General features: G+C 71.9%; 17 protein-coding genes. 9 read left to right on the top strand and 8 right to left on the bottom strand.

Going from position 1 to position 19,223, the window contains the following annotated elements:
* The first annotated feature begins 31 nt into the window (after positions 1-31).
* Positions 32-1,330, top strand: coding sequence for a diacylglycerol/lipid kinase family protein (locus tag ACIQF0_RS11330; protein ID WP_401027505.1), 1,299 nt, complete (start codon positions 32-34; stop codon positions 1,328-1,330).
* 181 nt (positions 1,331-1,511) lie between these two features.
* Here the strand turns inward: ACIQF0_RS11330 and ACIQF0_RS11325 are convergent, their stop codons facing one another.
* The 3 genes from ACIQF0_RS11325 to ACIQF0_RS11315 are packed head-to-tail and all read right to left on the bottom strand — an operon-like array spanning position 1,512 to position 4,743.
* A complete protein-coding gene (locus tag ACIQF0_RS11325) occupies positions 1,512-2,030 on the bottom strand; it encodes a hypothetical protein (protein WP_401027502.1) in 519 nt (172 codons plus the stop codon).
* A gap of 29 nt (positions 2,031-2,059) precedes the next feature.
* A complete protein-coding gene (locus ACIQF0_RS11320; RefSeq protein ID WP_401027499.1) occupies positions 2,060-3,370 on the bottom strand; it encodes a hypothetical protein in 1,311 nt (436 codons plus the stop codon).
* A gap of 5 nt (positions 3,371-3,375) precedes the next feature.
* Positions 3,376-4,743: an MFS transporter gene (locus ACIQF0_RS11315; protein ID WP_401027497.1), complete on the bottom strand. Its 1,368-nt coding sequence runs from the start codon at positions 4,741-4,743 to the stop codon at positions 3,376-3,378.
* A gap of 160 nt (positions 4,744-4,903) precedes the next feature.
* Between ACIQF0_RS11315 and ACIQF0_RS11310 the strand changes: the two genes are divergently transcribed.
* From ACIQF0_RS11310 to ACIQF0_RS11300, 3 genes are read left to right on the top strand one after another with little or no spacing between them, the layout of a single operon-like run.
* Positions 4,904-6,301 carry a DUF2252 domain-containing protein gene (locus ACIQF0_RS11310; RefSeq protein WP_401027494.1) on the top strand — a complete coding sequence of 466 codons (1,398 nt, stop codon included), beginning with the start codon at positions 4,904-4,906 and terminating at the stop codon, positions 6,299-6,301.
* A 34-nt stretch (positions 6,302-6,335) separates the two neighbouring features.
* Positions 6,336-7,163, top strand: a complete 828-nt coding sequence (locus tag ACIQF0_RS11305; RefSeq protein ID WP_401027491.1) for a class II glutamine amidotransferase — start codon at positions 6,336-6,338, stop codon at positions 7,161-7,163.
* The gene (locus ACIQF0_RS11300; RefSeq protein ID WP_401027488.1) at positions 7,160-8,038 is read left to right on the top strand and encodes a universal stress protein; all 879 of its coding nucleotides are present in this window, start codon (positions 7,160-7,162) and stop codon (positions 8,036-8,038) included. The genes ACIQF0_RS11305 and ACIQF0_RS11300 overlap by 4 nt, the downstream gene beginning before the upstream one ends.
* On the opposite strand, the gene ACIQF0_RS11295 is transcribed toward ACIQF0_RS11300, so the two are convergent.
* Complete coding sequence (locus ACIQF0_RS11295) at positions 8,028-8,864, bottom strand: patatin-like phospholipase family protein (RefSeq protein WP_401027485.1); 837 nt, start codon at positions 8,862-8,864, stop codon at positions 8,028-8,030. The genes ACIQF0_RS11300 and ACIQF0_RS11295 overlap by 11 nt on opposite strands.
* A 138-nt stretch (positions 8,865-9,002) precedes the next feature.
* Here ACIQF0_RS11295 and ACIQF0_RS11290 point away from each other — a divergent pair, with 138 nt between their 5' ends.
* Positions 9,003-11,606 carry an MGH1-like glycoside hydrolase domain-containing protein gene (locus ACIQF0_RS11290; RefSeq protein WP_401027482.1) on the top strand — a complete coding sequence of 868 codons (2,604 nt, stop codon included), beginning with the start codon at positions 9,003-9,005 and terminating at the stop codon, positions 11,604-11,606.
* On the top strand, positions 11,603-13,051 hold the full coding sequence (locus ACIQF0_RS11285; protein WP_401027479.1) for an alpha-amylase family glycosyl hydrolase: 1,449 nt from the start codon (positions 11,603-11,605) through the stop codon (positions 13,049-13,051). Before ACIQF0_RS11290 ends, ACIQF0_RS11285 begins: the two co-directional genes overlap by 4 nt.
* On the opposite strand, the gene ACIQF0_RS11280 is transcribed toward ACIQF0_RS11285, so the two are convergent.
* Both ACIQF0_RS11280 and ACIQF0_RS11275 read right to left on the bottom strand, forming a co-directional pair.
* The gene (locus tag ACIQF0_RS11280; RefSeq protein WP_401027476.1) at positions 13,010-14,020 is read right to left on the bottom strand and encodes an AI-2E family transporter; all 1,011 of its coding nucleotides are present in this window, start codon (positions 14,018-14,020) and stop codon (positions 13,010-13,012) included. The two genes, ACIQF0_RS11285 and ACIQF0_RS11280, sit on opposite strands and share 42 nt — an antisense overlap.
* A complete protein-coding gene (locus ACIQF0_RS11275; protein WP_360042654.1) occupies positions 14,020-14,424 on the bottom strand; it encodes a hypothetical protein in 405 nt (134 codons plus the stop codon). The genes ACIQF0_RS11280 and ACIQF0_RS11275 overlap by 1 nt, the downstream gene beginning before the upstream one ends.
* A 150-nt stretch (positions 14,425-14,574) precedes the next feature.
* Here ACIQF0_RS11275 and ACIQF0_RS11270 point away from each other — a divergent pair, with 150 nt between their 5' ends.
* On the top strand, positions 14,575-16,398 hold the full coding sequence (locus ACIQF0_RS11270; RefSeq protein WP_401027473.1) for a glycoside hydrolase family 15 protein: 1,824 nt from the start codon (positions 14,575-14,577) through the stop codon (positions 16,396-16,398).
* A 35-nt stretch (positions 16,399-16,433) separates the two neighbouring features.
* Positions 16,434-16,919, top strand: coding sequence for a DUF1269 domain-containing protein (locus tag ACIQF0_RS11265; protein WP_401027471.1), 486 nt, complete (start codon positions 16,434-16,436; stop codon positions 16,917-16,919).
* 124 nt (positions 16,920-17,043) lie between these two features.
* On the opposite strand, the gene ACIQF0_RS11260 is transcribed toward ACIQF0_RS11265, so the two are convergent.
* Positions 17,044-17,751 carry a hypothetical protein gene (locus ACIQF0_RS11260; RefSeq protein ID WP_401027469.1) on the bottom strand — a complete coding sequence of 236 codons (708 nt, stop codon included), beginning with the start codon at positions 17,749-17,751 and terminating at the stop codon, positions 17,044-17,046.
* On the bottom strand, positions 17,748-18,764 hold the full coding sequence (locus ACIQF0_RS11255; protein ID WP_401027466.1) for a hypothetical protein: 1,017 nt from the start codon (positions 18,762-18,764) through the stop codon (positions 17,748-17,750). The genes ACIQF0_RS11260 and ACIQF0_RS11255 overlap by 4 nt, the downstream gene beginning before the upstream one ends.
* A 181-nt stretch (positions 18,765-18,945) precedes the next feature.
* Here ACIQF0_RS11255 and ACIQF0_RS11250 point away from each other — a divergent pair, with 181 nt between their 5' ends.
* Entirely contained in the window at positions 18,946-19,182 is a 237-nt protein-coding gene (locus ACIQF0_RS11250; protein WP_401027463.1) for a hypothetical protein, read from the top strand.
* Positions 19,183-19,223 lie beyond the last annotated feature (41 nt).

Genomic DNA, 19,223 nt, shown 5'->3' with positions numbered 1-19,223 from the left:
GCTGGAGGGAAATTCCACTGTGGAGGTTGCCGTGACCGATGTGACAACGCCGGAACAACGCCGGTTCGCCCGGCTCGCGTTCCTGGCCGCGGGAACGGCCGTCGTGGTCGTGCTGGTGGCGGCCGGGGTGCGCGCCGGCGTCGGGCTGGTGCTGGTCGGTGCGACGGGGACGGCGCTGGCCCTGGCGGGTGCCTGGTGGTTCCTCGCCCATCGCGGTCTCGTGCGGTGGCTGGCCGGGGTGCTCGTGGTGCTCGTGCCGCTGACCGTGGTCGTCCTGTACGTCCAGGCCCGCTTGGCGTGGGTGGTCGTGGTGTGCGCCCTGCTGTGGTTGGCCGCGGTGGCCTGCGGGCGGCGGGCGCTCACCGCGAACGGCGGGGCGGGCGGCCCGGCCGAGTTCGAGGTGCCCCGGCCCCGGCGACCGTACCTGATCATGAACCCGAGGTCCGGTGACGGCAAGGTCGGGCGGTTCGGACTGGCCGATCTGGCCTCGGTGCTGGGCGCGGAGGTCTGCGTGCTCGACGGCTCGCAGGACGTCGCCGCGCTCGCCCGGCAGGCACTGGACGACGGCGCCGACCTGCTCGGGGTGGCCGGAGGTGATGGCACGCAGGCGATCGTGGCCGGCGTCGCGGCGGACCGCGGGGTGCCGTTCATGGTCATCTCGGCGGGCACGCGCAACCACTTCGCGCTCGACCTCGGGCTCGACCGCGCCGATCCCCGCCGCTGTCTCGACGCGCTCACCGACGGCGTCGAGGTGCGGGTCGACCTCTGCGTGGCCGGGGACCGCACCTTCGTCAACAACGCCTCGTTCGGCGCGTACGCCGAGGTGGTGCAGAGCCCCGCCTACCGCGACGGCAAACGGCGGACGACGCTGAACCTGTTGCCCGGCCTGCTGATCGGGCCGCGGTCGGCGGCGCTGCGGGTGCGGGCGGGCGAGGACCGGCTGGACGGGGCGCAGGCGGTGCTGGTCAGCAACAACCCCTACGGATCAGGCGATCTGGCGGGGCTGGGGCGCAGGCCGCGGCTGAACGGCGGTGTGCTGGGCGTGCTCGCGGTGACGGTGCGCGACGCGGCGCAGGCCGCCGGTCTGCTGCGCGGCCGGCGGCGGTCGGACGCCGTGTTCCTGCGGACCGCGACGGAGGTCGTCATCACGGCCGACACCCCGTTGCTGCCGGTCGGCGTGGACGGAGAGGCGGTCACGATGACGACTCCCGTGCGGTGCGTGGTCAGGCCGGGGGCGCTGCGCGTGCGGGTGCCGCGCCACCGGCCCGGGGTGCCGCGACCGCGGCCGGAGCTGGACTGGGCGCGGCTGCGCGGGCTGGCCCTGTCCTGAGCGATCGCCCGGTGGCGCCCGCGAGCACCACCGGGCGATCGCCCAGCGCCGCACTGCCCCGTCCTAGCGGCGCCGGATCACCCGGCGTGCCCTGAACATCCCCGGAACTCCTGCGCTTCGTCGCACCGTGCGTCGTGCGGTGCGGCGGGCCACCCGGCGTGAACCGAACATGTCTGCCTCCTCATCGCGTCGATCCTGCTGTTTCCAGGTCGTGCAGTTCCTCGGCCTCCTCCGCGTTCACCAACCCGATCGCGACCAGGTCGAGGGGGCTGATGAAGCCGTCGGACACGCGGAATCCCTTGGCACGGGCGACGGCGTCGCGCAGCGGCACCGCCCAGTGGTGCTCGATGAGCAACAACGCCGCCGCGCTGTCGTTGGGAATCTCGGCGAGCACGTCCCACGCGTCCGCGTCGCTGAACGGGTGGACGCCTCCCTTCTCCCGCACCGCCTCGGCTCCCACAGCGGCGCCGAGACCGAGCAGCGTGCTGATCTTGCTGCCCAGCTCGACCGCTTCGGCGGGCGGGAGAGTGCTCAGGTGCTCCACCGCGATAGCGCCCTTCGGATCCTTGTGGACGGCCAGAGCGTCGATCACGCGGACGGTGTCGGTCTTGCTGAGTTCCTCCAGTTCGGCGATCACCTCACCGCGGAAGTCCGGGTGGGTGAAGCCCAGCACGATCAGCTGGATCGGCCCGATGGCCATATGAGTTCTCCTCTGCTCGATCGGTTACGTCATCCGGTGCGGGTGGAACGCACGGCGAACAAGGTCACGAACAGCTCGTAGGCCGCCAGCACCACCACGATCGACAACAGGGCCGTCCACGACGAGAGCAGCAGCGCGAGCAGGACGGCCACGGCGACTCCACCCACGCGCGCCGCGTCGAGGTGTCGCGCGGTCCAACCTGGACCGTGTGCGGCGAACGCCTGCCCGCCTCGGCGGATCGCACCCCAGGCCTCGACTGTCCTGTGGCGCAACCACACCGGTCCTTTGCCCGGTCCGATCACGTACATCAGCAGGGCGAGCAGGACGCCCGTCCAGAGCGTCTGCCAGCCCCGCGTGCGCAGCTGGCTGAAGACCGCTGTCAGCACGTCCGCGGCGCCATCGCGGTAGAGCCCCTCCGGCACGTTCTGGAGGATCTGCTCGCGCACCGCGCGCAGCGCCGCCGTGACCGCCACGGCCGCGACCACCAGCCACAGGCCGAGTTGCAACGCCGTGCGCCGGCGATCGGGCGAGACGAGCAGGGCGAGCACGAGCAGCACGAGTGTGCTGAGCAGCAACAGGAGCAGGCTTCGCTCGGCCGTCGTCACCGCCTGCTGGGCGGCCCACAGCTGCCCGGAGTCGTAGACGGTGAACTGCGCGAAGTTCTCCGGCAGCGTCACGCCGAGCGAGTCCTGCACCCGGATCCGCAGATCGGCCGGGATCTCACCACTGCTCAGGTCGGGCAGCGAGAGTTGCCTGCCGAACAGGGTGGGCAGCTGCGCGCTGAGCGTCCGGAGCACCTCGTTGATCAACGGCAGCAGGTCGATCTCGACCCGGTCCTGGTGGACGGCCACGACGTCGCTGTCGCCCTCGACCACGGCGAGCACGCGCTGGTGGGCGCGGCGGTTCAGTTCGGTCCAGACGCGCTGGAACTGGTCGCTGCCCAGGACTTCGGTCGCCGTCGCGCGTACCGGGGCGTGCAGCTGGCTCGCCAGCGGCCCGGCGACGAACGCGGCCTGCTCGGGCAGCACCGCCCGCAGCCGCCGCTCGACGTCGACCGCCTCGAAGAGCTTGACGGTCGCGAAGTCCGCCACCGCCGCGGCGACCTCCGGGTCTTTCGGCAGCGGCGCGACCGTGGCGACCCACCGGTCGGTGTTGAGCGCGGTGCGCGCGCTCCAGATGCCGACGACGCTCATCACGAGCGAGAACGCCGTCACCGCGATCAGCACGGCGGCGCCGATCCGGCGGAGCATCCGCACCGCGGCCGCGCGCCGCTCCCGCCGGTCCAGCCGTGCCTGCAGCGCGTACACCTGTGCCCGCAACCGGGACAGCTCGTCGGTCATCCCGATCACCGCGCGGCCCGCGGCAGGAACGCGGCCGCCGCCATCCCACCGAGTGCGATCAGCGCCAGGACGACCAACGCCAGCGCGTAGGAGAGTTCGGGAGTCCTGGTGATGCCGGCGACGAGGATCGTGCCCGCGATCGCCGCTCCGAGGGAGGACCCGAGGTTGGACACGCTGCGGGACAGGCCCGAGATCTCGCCCTGCAACGCGTCCGGGAAGCTCGACTGCACGACGTTCACCGACGGCGTCAGCATCGCGCCGATGCCGAGCCCGATCAGGAAGAGGCCGGGCAGGAACGTCCACGCCTGCGGCGACAGGGCGAGCAGGGCGAGGAAGAGCGCGATGCCACCGATCGTGACGGCGAAGCCGGTCAGCACGAGGCTGCGCTGGGCGTGCCGGCGCGCGAGTCGCTCGGCCGACAGGGACGCGAGCAGCACCCCCGCCGTGGCGGCCGTGAGGATCAGGCCGGTCTCGATCGCGTTGTAGCCGCGCACCACCTGGAGGTAGGCCGAGACCACGAACGAGATGCCCATCAGCACGAGCCACTGCACGTTCTGCGTGATCAGGCCGAGGTTCGAGGTGCGGCTGCGGAACAACTCGGTCGACAGCAACGGTTCCACACCGGCGCGTTCCTTGGCGCGCACGGAGTGGAAGAACCACACGAGCGTGAGTGCTCCGGCGGCGAGCAGCCCCAGCATCAGCCAGAGGTTGTTGTCGGCCGCCAGCACGCCCGACACGATCAGGACGAGCCCGATCGACGACAGCGCCGCGCCGCGGAGGTCGAACGGGCGGCTCGGGTCCGGTGGCCGCGGATCCCGGACGTACCGCCGGCTCAGCACGAAGATCACCACGACGACCAGCGCCTGGAACAGGAAGGCCACCCGCCAGCTGAGCACCGTCGTGATGAGCCCGCCGATCAACGGCCCGGTGGCCGCGCCGATGCCCGCCATGCCGTTGATCACGCCGAACGCACGGGCCCGCGAGGTGACACCGGTGAACAGCATCGTCGCCAGGATGTAGACGGGTGGGATCAGCAGCGCGGTGCCGACACCCTCCAGGATCGAGTTGCCGGCGATGAGCACGGGCAGGCCGGGCGCGAACGCGCTCAGCACGGCGCCGAGGCCGTAGACGGCGAGACCGGCGGTGAGACATCGCTTGCGGCCGTAGCGGTCGGTCAGCTTGCCGCCGGGGATCATCAGCGCCGCCATGACCAGCAGGAAGATCGTGATCGCGAGCTGGACGCCCTGGACGGTGGTGTCCAGGTCACGGCTGATGTCGTTGATCATCACGTTCATGTTGGAGCCGGCGAAGCTGCAGATGAACTGGGCGAGGGCGAGGGGCACGAGCACTCTGCGCAAGGCGTTGGAGTCCACTCACGCAGACTCCGGCGGCCGCGTCCCGAGCGCTTCACGCGGCGCGGATGAGGTGCCGCGGTGGTGCTCCCCCGCGGCGGGTGGTGTGCCGGCGGCCGCGGAGGTGTTGCGTCGCAGGTGGACCGGAGCCCCACCGGTCCCGTCTGCGGGGAGGTGCGCGATGACCGGTTCGGTGTCCGCGAGGATCGCCGCGGGTCTGGCTGCCCGCAAGGAGGTTCCGCTCGCCGGACACGCGGACCTGCCCGCCGGCCGTGACCGTCCCGGCCCGGTGGAGGTGCTCACCGGGCAGGACGGCACGCGGCTGCCGGAGCTCGTGCCGATCCGGTACGGGCGGATGCTGGCCTCGCCGTTCGCGTTCTTCCGCGGCGCGGCCGCGGTGATGGCCGGCGACCTCGCGGCGACGCCGTTCTCCGGGCTGACCTGCCAGCTCAGCGGGGACGCGCACGTGGGCAACTTCGGGGTCTTCGCCTCCCCGGAGCGGCGACTGGTGTTCGACCTCAACGACTTCGACGAGACGCTGCCCGGTCCGTGGGAGTGGGACGTCAAACGGCTCGCGGCCAGCATCGCCGTCGCCGGCCGGGAGAACCGGCTGGGGCGCAAGGCACGGGCGGCCGCCGTGCGCACCGCCGTCGGCAGGTACCGGTCGGCGATGATCCGCTTCGCGGAACAGGGTGATCTCGAGGTCTGGTACGCCCATGCCGGTGCCGACGAGGTCGAGCTCCTGCTCAAGTCACGCGCGGACAAGGCGAAGCAGCGCCGGTTCGCGCGCGAGCAGGCGAAAGCCCGTGCGCGGGACAGCCTGCAGGCCTACCGCAAACTGACGTCCGTCGTCGACGGATGCCGTCGCATCACGGCGGATCCGCCGCTGCTCGTGCCGGTCGGCCACCTGATGCCCGACGCGGACCGCGCGGACCTGGAGTTCCTGATCCAGGACCTGCTCGCCGGCTACGCCACCACGCTGTCCGCCGATCGGCGCCATCTGATGAACGGGTTCCGGTTCGTCGACATGGCCCGCAAGGTCGTCGGGGTCGGCAGCGTCGGGACCCGGTGCTGGATCGTGCTGCTGTACGGGCGGGACGAGAACGATCCGTTGCTGCTGCAGGTGAAGGAGGCCTCGCGGTCGGTTCTCGCGGACCACCTTCCCGAGGGCGTGCGCACGAGGCACCGCAGTGAGGGCGAACGGGTCGTGGCCGGGCAACGGCTGATGCAGGCCGCCGGCGACATCTTCCTCGGCTGGGAGACCGCCGAGGGCATCGACGGGCTCACCAGGGACTTCCACGTCCGCCAGTTGCGCGACTGGAAGGGCTCGGCCTCGATCGAGACCATGGACGCGGCGGGCCTGCGGCTGTACGGCGCGTTGTGCGGGTGGACGTTGGCCAGAGCACATGCGCGCACCGGTGACCGGATCGCGATGGCCGCGTACCTCGACGACGGCAGCACGTTCGACGACGCGCTCGCCGAGTTCGCCGAGCGCTACGCGGACCGCAACGAGCAGGACCACCGGCTCGTCGCCGAGGCGGCGCGGACCGGGCGCATCGAGGTCCGAAGTGGACTCTGAGCACCCAGGAACGAAACCCTTCTGAGGAGACCACATGTGCCGATGGCTCGCGTATTCCGGTTCCCCGGTTCTGCTGGAGGAGCTCCTCTACGTCCCGGCGAACTCGCTCGTCACCCAGAGCAGGCACTCACGACTGGGCGTGGAGACCACCAACGGTGACGGCTTCGGGATCGGCTGGTACGCGACCGCGCCGGCGCCAGGCCTGTTCCTGAGCACCGAACCCGCCTGGAACGACCGCAACCTGCGGGAGCTGTCCGCGCAGACCACGGCGGAGGTCGTCTTCGCGCACGTCCGCGCGTCCACCGGCTCGGCGGTCCAGCAGACCAACTGCCATCCGTTCCGGCACGGGCGCAGGCTGTGGATGCACAACGGGCTCATCACCGCTTTCCCGTTGGTGCGCCGGGAACTCTCGCTGGTGGTCGATCCCTCGCTCTACGCGGAGATCGAGGGATCGACCGACTCGGAGATCCTGTTCTACCTCGCACTGACCTTCGGCCTGGAGCACGATCCGCCCACCGCGGTCGCCCGCACCGCCGGGTTCGTCGAGGCGATCGGCAGGAACCGCGGTGTGGCGCACCCGCTCCAGATGACGGTCGCCACGACCGACGGTGAGACCACCTGGGCGTTCCGCTACTCCAGCGAACGCCGCTCGCGCAGCCTGTTCCACAGCACCGACATCACGACGCTGCGGCAGCAGTACCCGGACAACCCGACGCTGCACGGCCTGTCCCCCGAGACTCGGCTCGTCGTGTCGGAACCGCTGGGCGACCTGCACGGCGCGTGGCGCGAGGTGCCCGAGTCGACCTGCGTCGTCGCGCGCGGCGGCGCCGAGGAACTCCTCCCGTTCGGACCTCTCCGATGACGGCACCGGTGGTGGCCGGCGTCGACGGCTCGTCGTCCGCGCTCGCCGCGGTCATGTGGGCCGCCGACGAATGTGCCCGGCGCAACGCACCGCTGCGGCTGGTGCACGCGTTCTCGCTGCCCGCGGAAGGACATCTCGCGTTCGACGGGACCGGCGGCGACGTGCGGTGCGCGGCCGGGGAGCGGGCCGCGGCGTGCCTGTCCGAGGCCGCCACCGCCGCCCGTGCCGCGGGGCCGGACGTGGAGATCACGACCGAACCGCTCGGCGGTGGCGCGACGACCCTGTTGATCGAGGAGTCCCGGCACGCTCGGCTGCTGGTGCTCGGGGCGCAGGGCCTCGGCAACGTACGGGGCCTGCTGGTCGGCTCGACGGCGGCGGCGCTGGCCTCGCACGGCAGGTGCCCGCTGGTGATCGTGCGCGGCCTGGCGGCGACCGACGGCCCGATCGTGGTGGGCCACGACGGTTCCGCGGCGAGCGAGGCCGCGCTGGGGTTCGCCTTCGCGGCCGCCTCGCTGCGCGCCGCCCGGCTCACGGTGCTCCTGTGCCGGCCCGGCTTCACGGTGGAAAGCGCCTACCGCACCGCACGGTTCGCCGCGGCCCGTGACGAGGCCGACGACGACGCGCGCGAGGTGCTCGCGCGGTGGCAGACCCGGTATCCCGACGTGCGGGTGGAACGCGCGCTGCCACGGGACCGCCCCGTGCGAGCGCTCATGCGGTACGGCACCGAGGCACAGCTTCTGGTGGTGGGCAGTCACGGTCGTGGCGGGTTCGACGGCATGTTGCTCGGCTCGACGAGCCAGGCCCTCGTCTCGCACGCGCCGTGCCCGTTGGTGATCGTGACCTCGGCGGACCGGCAGGCCGGCCTCATCCACTGACCGGGTGCAGGAGACCGTGTTCCGGCCGACCGGCCGCGAGCCACTCCTGAGTGCTCCGATGCGCGGCGTCGATCAGCTCACGGGACCGGCTGAAGTCGGCCGGAGACACGCTGAGCGGACACAACGGCGGCACCACGCGGAGGTCGACCTCGTCCCGGTAGCGCTCGACGTCCACCGCGAGCCGGTGGTTCACCAGCAACGTCAACGCGTGCAGCGCCATCCCGAGGGCGCTGCGCGGCGGCTGTTCGAGGTCGCACGCGTACCCGGTCGGCAGCACCCACACCCGTTCCGCGCCCAGAGCCACCGCGTGCGACACGGGATTGTTGTTCACCGCACCACCGTCCATCAGGTACCGGCCGCCGAGCGACACCGGCGGGAACACCGCCGGAATCGCGGTGCTCGCCATCAACGCGTCCACCGCGTCGCCCTCGGAGAGCAACACCTCCTCTCCGGACAGCACGTCCGTGGCGCCGACGTGCGCGGGCGTCGGCGTGGTCCCGAGCGTGAGGCCGGAGAGGTGGGTCCGCAGCAGGCGCCGCAACGCCGCGCTGGGCACGAGGTGGTCGCTCAGCCCGAAGACACCGAGGAGGCCACGCACCGGCCGGATCGGGAAGACGTCCTTCCGGGACAACGACGTCCACAGATCCGTGAGGGTGCCGACCCCCTCGGGGCCGGGGTGGGCCGCGTGCCAAACACCGTTGACCGCGCCAACCGATGTTCCGACGACCAGGTCGGGCTGGACGCCCTCGGCGACGAGCGCCGCGAGCATGCCCACCTCGACCGCGCCCAGACTTCCGCCGCCGGCGAATACGAACGCGGTCTTCATCGAGCCATTCTGCCGCCGGGCGTCCCCGCTCACGAGGGGCCAGTCCCCGGCCGAACCACCCGCGCCGGGTGACCCGCGGCTCGCCGCCCGCCACCAGCCTGGCGATCACCTGATGTGCCGAGCGAAAGGCAGGACGACGTGGCCGGTGCGGAGAAGGAGAGGCTGCGGGAACCGGACGAGTGGCGGCGCTGGGGACCGTATCTCGGGGAACGGCAGTGGGGCACGGTCCGGGAGGCGTCGAACGGGGACGACGCCTGGACGTCGTTCACCCACGACCAGGCGCGCTATCGCGCCTACCGCTGGGGCGAGGACGGGCTCGCGGGCTTCAGCGACGACCGGCAGCGGATGTGCCTGGCGCTGGCGTTGTGGAACGGGGCCGACCCGATCCTCAAGGAACGGCTGTTCGGCCTGACCAACGGCGAGGGCAACCACGGCGAGGACGTCAAGGAGTGCTACTTCTACCTCGACGCCACGCCCACCTCGTCGTACCAGCGGATGCTCTACAAGTACCCGCAGCGGGCCTTCCCCTACGAGGACCTGGTCGCCACCAACGGGAAACGCGGCCGCGACGACCCGGAGTACGAGCTGCTCGACACCGGCGTCTTCGACGACGACCGCTACTTCGACGTCGTCGTGGAGTACGCCAAGGCAGGACCCGAGGACGTCCTGATGCGGGTCACCGCGCACAACCGCGGGCCGGACGAGGCGACGCTGCACGTGTTGCCGGCGCTGTGGTTCCGGCACACCTGGTCGTGGGCGGGCACCACCGAGCCCTCGCTGCACACGCTGGGCACGGGCACGGTGCGGGCCGCGCATCCCGAACTCGGCGTGTGGTGGTGGTACGCCGACGGCCAACTGATGGTCACCGGCAACGAGACCGACGACGAGCGGGTCTTCGGCATCCCCAACACCACCCCGTACGTCAAGGACGGCATCGAACGCGCGGTGCTGCGCGGGGATCTCACCGCGCTCGCCCCGGACGGCGTCGGCACGAAGGCCGCCGCCCACCACGTGCTGACGATTCCGCCGGGTGGCAGCGAGACCGTCCGCGTCCGCTTCACCACCGCCGCCACCGACGAGCCGTTCGGCGGGTTCGACGCGGTGATCTCCGCCCGGCGCGAGGAGGCCGACGACTTCTACGACGAGGTGCTCGGCGGCGATCCGGCGAGCGGCGAACGGCTGGTGTGCCGGCAGGCGCTGTCCGGGCTGCTGTGGTCGCGGCAGTACTACGGGCTCGACGTCGAGCGCTGGCTCACCGAACGCGGCGCGGACCCGATCGGCGCGCCGGCCGGTCTGTCCAATGAGGACTGGCGACATCTCGTGGCCGGGGACGTGGTCGTCCTGCCGGACAAGTGGGAGTACCCGTGGTTCGCCGCGTGGGACCTCGCGTTCCACGCGGTGCCGCTCGCGGTGGTGGACCCGGCGGCCGCGAAACAGCAGGTGGAACTGCTGCTCGGCCGCCGCTACCTGCACCCGGACGGGCAACTGCCCGCCTACGAGTGGAACTTCGGGGACGTCAACCCGCCGGTGCACGCGTGGGCGGCCTGGTTCGTCTACCAGCACGACCGCGACACCACCGGAACCGGCGACCGGGCGTTCCTGGAACGCGTGTTCCCACCGCTGCTGCGCAACTTCGGCTGGTGGCTCAACCGCAAGGACGCCGACGGCCGCAACCTGTTCCAGGGCGGTTTCCTGGGGCTGGACAACATCGGCGTGTTCGACCGCAACGCCCCGCTGCCCGCCGGTGGGCGGACCGACCAGGCGGACGGCACCGCGTGGATGGCGCTGTTCTGCCAGAACCTGCTGCAGATCGCGCTCGAACTGGCGCGCGAGGACCCGGTGTACCTGGAGCACGCCGCGACGTTGCTGGAGAACCTCGCGTGGATCGCGGCGGCGACCAATCACGTCGGCAACGGGTTGTGGGACGAGGAGGACGGCTTCTTCCACGACGTGCTGAGGAACCCGGACGGCACGTCGACGCCGCTGCGCGTCCAGTCGGCCGTCGGACTGATCCCGCTCGCCGCCGCCACCGTGGTCGGCGCCGAACTGCGGCACGACCATCCCGGACTCGTCGACGGCATGCGCGGGTTCCTCGACCGGCATCCCGCGGTGCGGGCCGCGTTGTGGGGCCACGGCGCGCAGACCGACGCAGACGGGCCGGTGCTGTTCGCGCTGTTCGACGAGAGCCGGTTGCGCCGCATCCTCGCCAGGGTGCTGGACGAGAACGAGTTCCTGGGGCCGTACGGCATCCGGTCGCTCTCGCGGTGGCACGCCGAGCACCCGTACGTGCTGACCGTGGACGGCGTCGAGCATCGCGTCGGCTATCAGCCCGCGGAGTCGGACAGTTCCATGTTCGGCGGCAACTCCAACTGGCGCGGCCCGGTGTGGTTCCCGATCAACGCGATGGTCGTGCGCGCGTTGCTGCACCTGCACTCCTACTACGGGGACGGCTTCACCGTCGAGTGCCCGACCGGGTCGGGGCGGCGCCTCACCCTGGAGCAGGTGGCGGGCGAGATCAGCGACCGGTTGCTCGCGACGTTCCTGCCCGGGCAGGACGGCCGCCGTCCGGTCCACGGTGGACAGACGCGCTACCGGGACGACCCGCACTGGCGGGACCTGCCGCTGTTCTACGAGTACTTCCACGGTGACAACGGAGCGGGCATCGGCGCGAGCCACCAGACCGGCTGGACGGCGCTCGTGGCGTTGCTGTCCCGCGTGCCCGCGAGGGAGGACGTGCGATGAACGGATGGCCGGACCGGCCCGTCGTCTACGAGATCAACACCGCGGTGTGGCTGGGCGAGCTGGCACGCGACGCCGAGCGGCCCGTCACGCTCGCCGAGGTGCCCGCCTCCGCCTGGGACGCCGTGACGCCGTCCGGCGTCGACGCGGTGTGGCTGATGGGCGTGTGGGAGCGCAGCACGACCGGGCTGGCACTCGCCAACGCGCGGTCCGGGCTGCGGGCCTCGTTCCAAGCCGCGCTGCCGGACCTGCGCCCGCAGGACGTGAGCGGGTCGCCTTACTGCGTGCGGCGCTATGTCGTGGCCGACGAGTTCGGCGGCGACGAGGCCCTTGCGAAGGCACGGGCGGAGCTCGCGTCACGCGGGGTGCGGCTGGTGCTCGACTACGTGCCGAACCACGTGGCGCCGGACCACCCGTGGGTGACGGAGCACCCGGAGCTGTTCGTCCGCGGCGACGTGGACGACTACGCGGACAACCCAGAGCACTGGCTCGCGATCGGCGAGCACGTCTTCGCGCGCGGCCGGGACCCGTACTTCCCGCCGTGGCCGGACGTCGTGCAGCTCGACGCCTTCTCCCCCGCCCTGCGGACCGCCGCGGCGACGGCGCTGGCCGGCATCGCGGCCCGCTGCGACGGCATCCGGTGCGACATGGCGATGCTCATGACCAACGACGTGTTCGCGCGCACCTGGGGCCGCGAGGCGCCCGAACGGGAGTTCTGGCCCGAGATCGTCGACGGGCTGCGCGACCAGCACGCCGAGACCGTGCTGATCGCCGAGGCGTACTGGGACATGGAGTGGACGTTGCAGCAGCAGGGTTTCGCCTTCTGCTACGACAAGCGCCTCTACGACCGGCTCGTCTCGCGGGACGTCGAAGGGGTGCGCGCGCATCTGCGGGCCGACATCGGCTACCAGGAGAAACTGGTGCGGTTCCTGGAGAACCAGGACGAACCGAGGCTGGCGGCCACGCTCCCGCCGGACGCCGCCAGGGCCGCCGCGGTCGTCGTCGCCACCCTGCCCGGCGCCACGCTGTGGCACGAGGGCCAGTTCGAGGGCAGGACGGTCCGGCCGCCGGTGTTCCTGAACCGCCGCCCGGACGAGCCGCTCGACCACGACCTCGCCGCTTGGTACCGGCATCTGCTGGCGACCGTGCGGGAACACCGCCTCCGAGCCGGCGAGTGGTTCCTGCTCGGTACCGAGGGTTGGCCGGACAACCAGTCGCACCGCTCGCTGCTCGCGTGGGAGTGGATCGAGGTCGGCGGGTCCCGGCACGTCGTGGTGGTCAACTTCTCCGATTCACCGGCGCAGGCCCGGATCCCGCTCGACTGGGAGCCGCGGGCCTGGCGGTTCACCGACGTGCTCGGCGGTGAGGTCTTCGATCGCGACCTCACCGCCGAGGGACTCTTCGTGTCACTGCGCCCGTGGGGTTTCCACGTGCTGTCGGTGACGTGATCGAACCCGCGCGCGGAGCAGGGCGGCGGCCCAGCCCGCGCGCGGGTCCGCGTCCACCAGCAACACCTTCACCAGCACGGTGAGCGGCACCGCCAGCAACGCGCCGAGAGGGCCGAGCACCCACGCCCAGAACGCCAGCGACAGGAACGTCGTGGTGGTCGACAGTCCCGCGGCGTCCCCGGTGTAGCGCGGCTGCACCAGTGACTGCACCACGAAGTTCAGCACCCCGTACACGGCCAGCACCGCCAGTGCGCGGCGCGGACCGTGCTGCAGCAGGGCGAGCGCTGCGGGCGGCAGCACCCCGAGCACGAAGCCGACGGTGGGAACGTAGTTGGTGACGAACGACAACACGCCCCACAGCAGCGCGAGCGGGACGCCCAGCAACGCCAGCGCCACGGTGTCCAGCACCGCCACGACCGCGCCGAACACCGTCGTCACCAACAGGTAGCGCCGGGTGCGGCGGGCGAACTCCCGCAGCGCCACCGTCAACTGCGGCCGCTGGTCCGCGATCTCGGCCAGCCTGCTGTCGGTCCAGTGCACCTCGACGCCGAGGAAGAGCAACACTGCCAGCAGGAACACCAGACTCGTGGTGAGACCGGTCAGGTCCGAGAGCAGTCCGGTGATCGACGCGAGCACCTTGCCCCGGTCCAGGCCGGCGAGCACGTGCTCCGCCTGCTGCACCAGCTGGTGGGCCGCGTACTCCGGCAGCATCCCGGCGAGCCGCACACCGGACACGACGACCGTCACCGCGATCGCGCCCAGCACCGCGTACACCAGCACCACGACGGCCGTGGTCGCGAGCCACGACGGTGCGCCCCGGCCGCGCAGCCACCGGTGCGCGGGGCTGATCGCGATCACGATCAGCCCCGCCAGCACGGTGGGCGCCACCAGCCACGCGACCGCCTTCAGCCCGGCGACCACGACCACCGCCGACGCGGCGCCGAGCAGAATCGTCAATGCGCGTGGCATCAACGAGATGACGACTCGAGCGTTGCCGCCGCCTCGTTGCCGTGCACCACCACGGCCCAGATCACCACCACGCACAGGGTGATGACGATCGTGGACCACACCGGGTGCACCGAGACGAACGCGAGTTGTGCCACCGCGTTCACCGCGGCGAGGATCACCGTGACCACTCTGGCCCACGCGGAGCCGGAGAGCAGTGCGGCGCCCGAGAGCGCCACCAGAACGCCCAGCAGCAGGGTGATCCAGCCCCAGGTGGTGAGGTCGAAGACGATCACCTGCTCGCCGTTGGCGACGTAGTACTCGCCGCGGAACAACCCGACGAGCCCCTCGATGGCGTTGAACGCCCCCATGACGATCATCATGATGCCCGCGAACCAGATCCAGCCGAGCCAGCCTGTGTCCTGCATCGTGCCTCCGTTGTCTCCCGAAGCGTTGGACGGGCTCACCGTGCCCCGGCGCGGGCGGGTGGATCTTCACCCGCCGCGTGTGAGTGCCTGGGCACGTGTCCGCTCCGGCGGGTGAAGACCTGGGCCGTTCGGCGGACGAGCGTCGTCGCCATGACCACACCCCCGTACGCGCCGATCGCCGATCACGGGCTGATCGGCGACCTTCAGACCACCGCGCTGGTGTCCACCGACGGCACGGTGGACTGGTTCTGCTGCCCGCGGTTCGACTCGCCGTCGGTGTTCGCCTCGCTGCTGGACCGCAAGCGCGGCGGGTTCTGCCGGATCCGGCCCGCCGGGTTCACCGGCACGGGAAAGCAGCTGTACTTCCCGGACACGGCGGTGCTGATCACCCGTTTCATGACCGAGGACGGCACCGGGGAGGTCGTCGACTTCATGCCGCCGCTGGCGGAGGAAGGCCCGACCGAACGGCACCGGCTCGTGCGCCTGGTGCGGTGCGTCCGGGGACGGATCACGTTCGAGCTCGACGTGGCTCCCCGCTTCGACTACGGCCGCCGGGCGCACCGCACACACCTCACCGACGACGGCGTGATCTTCGCGTGCGGCCAGTTCGGCCTGGTGCTGCACGCGGTGCGCGAACCGGGGGACGCCCGGCTGGTGTCCGGGCAGATCACCGACACCGGTGACCTGCGCGCGACGATCGGCCTGGAGGAGGGACAGACCCGCGGCATCGTGCTGGAGTCCGGTGTGGACGGTCCGCCGCGCGCCGTCGCCGCGGCCGAGGCGCAGGAGCTGTTCGAACGGACTGTGCGGTTCTGGCAAGAGTGGCTCGCCCGCGGCACCTACCGGGGCCGGTGGCGCGAGGCGGTCGACCGGTCGGCCATCACCCTGAAGCTGCTCACCTACGCGCCGACCGGGGCGATCGTCGCCGCCCCGACGGCCGGCCTGCCGGAACAACTCGGTGGCGAGCGGAACTGGGACTACCGCTACACCTGGATCAGGGACGCCTCGTTCGCCGTCGGTTCGTTGCTGCGGCTGGGATTCACCGACGAGGCGGCGGCGTTCGGCGGCTGGCTCACCGAGCGGTTCGTGGAGGGTGAGCCGCTGCGGGTGATGTACGCCGTCGACGGGTCCGCCGACCTCACCGAGCACGTGCTCGACCACTGGGAGGGCCATCGGGGGTCCTCGCCCGTGCGGATCGGCAACGACGCGGCCGGCCAGTTGCAGCTCGACATCTACGGCGAACTGCTGGACAGCGTGCACGCCGCCCACCTGCACGGCGTGCGCATCGGGCATCGCGGCTGGCACGCGGTGGTCGAACTGCTGGACTGGCTGGCGGAGAACTGGAACCAGCCGGAGGAGGGGATCTGGGAGACGCGGGCCGGACGCGCGGACTTCACCTACGGCAGGGTGATGAGCTGGGTCGCGTTCGACCGGGCGATCCGCATCGCCGAGAGCGAGGGCAAACCCGCGCCGGTGGCGAGGTGGCGCTCGCAGCGCGACCGGATCTACGGCCAGGTGTGGGACCAGGGCTGGGATCACCGCACCGGGGCGTTCGTGCAGCGGTACGGCTCGCAGGTCCTCGACGCGTCGTTGCTGCGGATGGCGCAGGTGGGGTTCGTCGCGCCACGGGACCCGGTCTGGCTGGACGCCCTCGCCGCGATGGAGTCACTCGTCGGCGACAGCCTCGTGCGGCGCTACGACACGGACGCGGCACCCGACGGGCTGCGCGGCTCGGAGGGCTCGTTCTCGTTGTGCACCTTCAACTACGTGACCGCGCTGGCGTTGTCCGGACGGGCCCGCGAGGCACGGCTGGTGTTCGAGAAGATGCTGACCTACGGCAACCACGTCGGTCTCTACGCCGAGGAGATCGCGGTGACCGGCGAACAGCTGGGCAACTTCCCGCAGGCGTTCACCCACCTGGCCCTCATCGACGCCGCCGTCACCCTCGACGAGCAGCTCACTCGCGACGGGTGAGGACGTGGCGGCGCCCGCCTCGCACAGTGATCGGCATGGCGACTTTGACCGTGTGGAAGTTCGACACGACCGACGGGGCGCACCGCGCGCTGGAGGAACTGACGAGGCTGCAGGACCAGCAGCTGATCATCGTTCGCGACGCGGCCTACGTGTACTGGGACCCGGACGCGAAACGGCCGAAGACCAGGGAGCTCGGCAAGCTGACCGGCGCGGGAGCGCTCGGCGGCGGGTTCTGGGGGCTGTTGTTCGGCCTGATCTTCTTCGTGCCCGTGCTGGGCGCGGCGATCGGGGCCGGTGTCGGCGCGCTGGCCGGATCGATGTCCCGTGCGGGCATCGACGACGACTTCGTGAAGGAGATCCGGGACACCGTCACGCCCGGCACGTCCGCCCTGTTCGTGATGTCCGAGGGCGCCGTCGTCGACCGGGTGGCCGAGAGGTTCAAGGAGACCGGCGCCACCCTGCTGACCACCAACCTCACCAAGGAGCAGGAGGAGCTGCTGCGCGAGACGTTCGCGTCCTGACGTCTCGATGATCACGGCGGTGGTGGTCCGGTGACGACTGCCGGGGTGCCGATGCCGGCCTGCCACCGCCTGCCGATGAACCGGCCGGAGCACGGAAGACCGTGCTCCGGCCGGTTCCCCGTGTTCACCGTGCCGGGCCCGCCGCCAGCACGCGCGCGGCCGCCTCGCCCAGCAGCGAGTGCACGACCCTCAGCACGTCCGCCACGTGGTCGCGGTGCTCGCTGATCACCTCGGCCCTGCGGGTCGCCTCCCGCACGACGCTCTCCGCCCGGCGGCGCGCGGTCTCCTCCATCAGCCGCACGTCGTGGCAGGTCTGCTTGCGCCGCAACGCCAGCGCCAGTTCGAAGTCCTCGGTGACCTCCGCCCGGTGGCGGGCCGCCGCCTCGTCCAGCGCACGGCGGCCCGCCTCCCCCTCCCGCAGGATCCGCGCCACCCGCACGCGTGTCTCCGCGAGCAGCTCCCGGTGCTCGGCGTGCGTGCGGCGCGCGGACTCCCACGCGTGGTCCTCCAGCGCGGTGGCCCTGTCGGTGATCTCGGCCGCCTGGGCGAGCGTGCGCTCCACGACGTACCGGAGGCGTTCGCCGACCGCGTACGGGGACTGCGGCACGGCGCGCAGCCGGTCGAGCCGCTCCCGCAACGCGCGGTTGTCCTGCCGTTCGGACTCCAGGTGCCGGGCGAGCGCCTCCGCCCTGGCCTCCGCCGCGTCGCGGTCCGCGGTGAGCGTCTCGATGTCCCGTTCGGCCTCGTGGACGTAGTGCCACACCTGGTCGCGGCGGAAGCCCAGCCACGCGACGTCGAACGCGGTGCGCAACGGCACCAGTTCGGCGGTCACGGCCGCACCAGGGTCAGCGGCACGCGGCACAGCGCCCCGATGCCGTCCTCGGGAGCCTGCCGCGTGCCCGCGTTGATCACGTGCACCCGCGTGCCGCTCAGTAACGCCGCTCGCACGGCCACGTCCGCGAGCAGCCCGCAGCGGCGGCGCGACCCCACCGGCCGGCCAGGGGCCACGTCGGTCGGCGCGAGGCCGTACCAGGCGGTGGCGGTGACGTCCTCCGGCTGACCGACGAACAACTCGTCCACCCGGCCGTCGGCCAGCGCGCCGAGGGTCTCGTCCACGCCCTCGACCCCCAGACGCCGGGCGCGGCCGCGTTCGTGGAAGTCCGCCAGCACCCCCGCGGTCCAGGTGCGGGCGGCCGCGCGCACCTCGTCCTCGACCCGGCTCGGGCTCAGGTCGGTGCCGACCCAGCGCACCGTCGTCTCGCGCCGGACGGGAGCAGGCAGCGCGGCCCACAGCGCGGCCACCACCTCGTCCTGTCCCGCCACGACCAGCAGCCTGGCGTCCTGCCGGACCAGCATCGCCGCGACGGCCGCCGCGACGGACCGCACGCCCTCGTGCCAGTCCCGATCCTCGTAGTGCAGCGACATCCACTCGGCGGAGGGCGTGCCCAGTTCGGCGGTCTCACGGGTCGCGGCGGCGACCACGCACGGCGGCCGTTCCTGCACCCACGCGAGCAACGGCAGCACATGCGCGGGAGAGCTGAACCACGCGAGGTCCAGATGGCGCAGTCCGGGCGCCTGGAAGACGCGCGGGGGCACCTCGCCGCCCGCGAACCCCACCAGCGTTCCCGCGGCCGGGTCGGCGTCGTGCGCCCGGTGCAGCGCGCCACCGATCGCACCGACCACGTCGTCGTCCGCTCCGTCGCTGCGCAGCTGGTCGGCCAGACGGCCCCAGCGCGACCGCCACGAACGCAACGGACTCGATCCCATGTAGACGGACGCGACCGGCCGGGCGGGCCGGACGACGTCGATCAGATCCCGCAGCGCGGGCAGGCAGGTCTTGGGCACAGCAGCGACTCCTCTTCCCCGTCGTGGACTGGCCACAGAGTCCGGGGAGGTGGTGATCCGCTTCTTCACCCGGCGCGGATGAACCCGCCTGCCCACACCGGTGTGGCGCTCGCCCCGTGCGGGGGAAGTCCGCCCCGTGCGCGACGAGCAGCGTCGGACCTCTAAGGAGGTGCGGACTTCCATGAGCCGTCAACCTGATCGTTCCCGCTCCCGTCGCATCGTGCTCGCCGTCGCGCTGTTCGCCTTCATCCTCGCCGCCCCCGGTGACGACGACTGCGGGGAGACCTCTCCGCTCGTCGTCACCGGTGTCCTCGCGGCCGCCGGTCTGTTGCCCAGACTGGTCGGGGTGGCCGGACGCGCGCTGGTGCTGACAGCCCAGCCGGGCAAGGCGATCCGGCCCCCCTGCCCGGCGAAGTGATGCGGTTCGATCGCATGATCATCCACGGCAACTCCATCGGG

The sequence above is a fragment of the Lentzea sp. NPDC092896 genome, from assembly GCF_044754905.1.
Lineage (GTDB): Bacteria > Actinomycetota > Actinomycetes > Mycobacteriales > Pseudonocardiaceae > Lentzea.
This window is presented reverse-complemented; position numbering and strand designations above follow the sequence as displayed.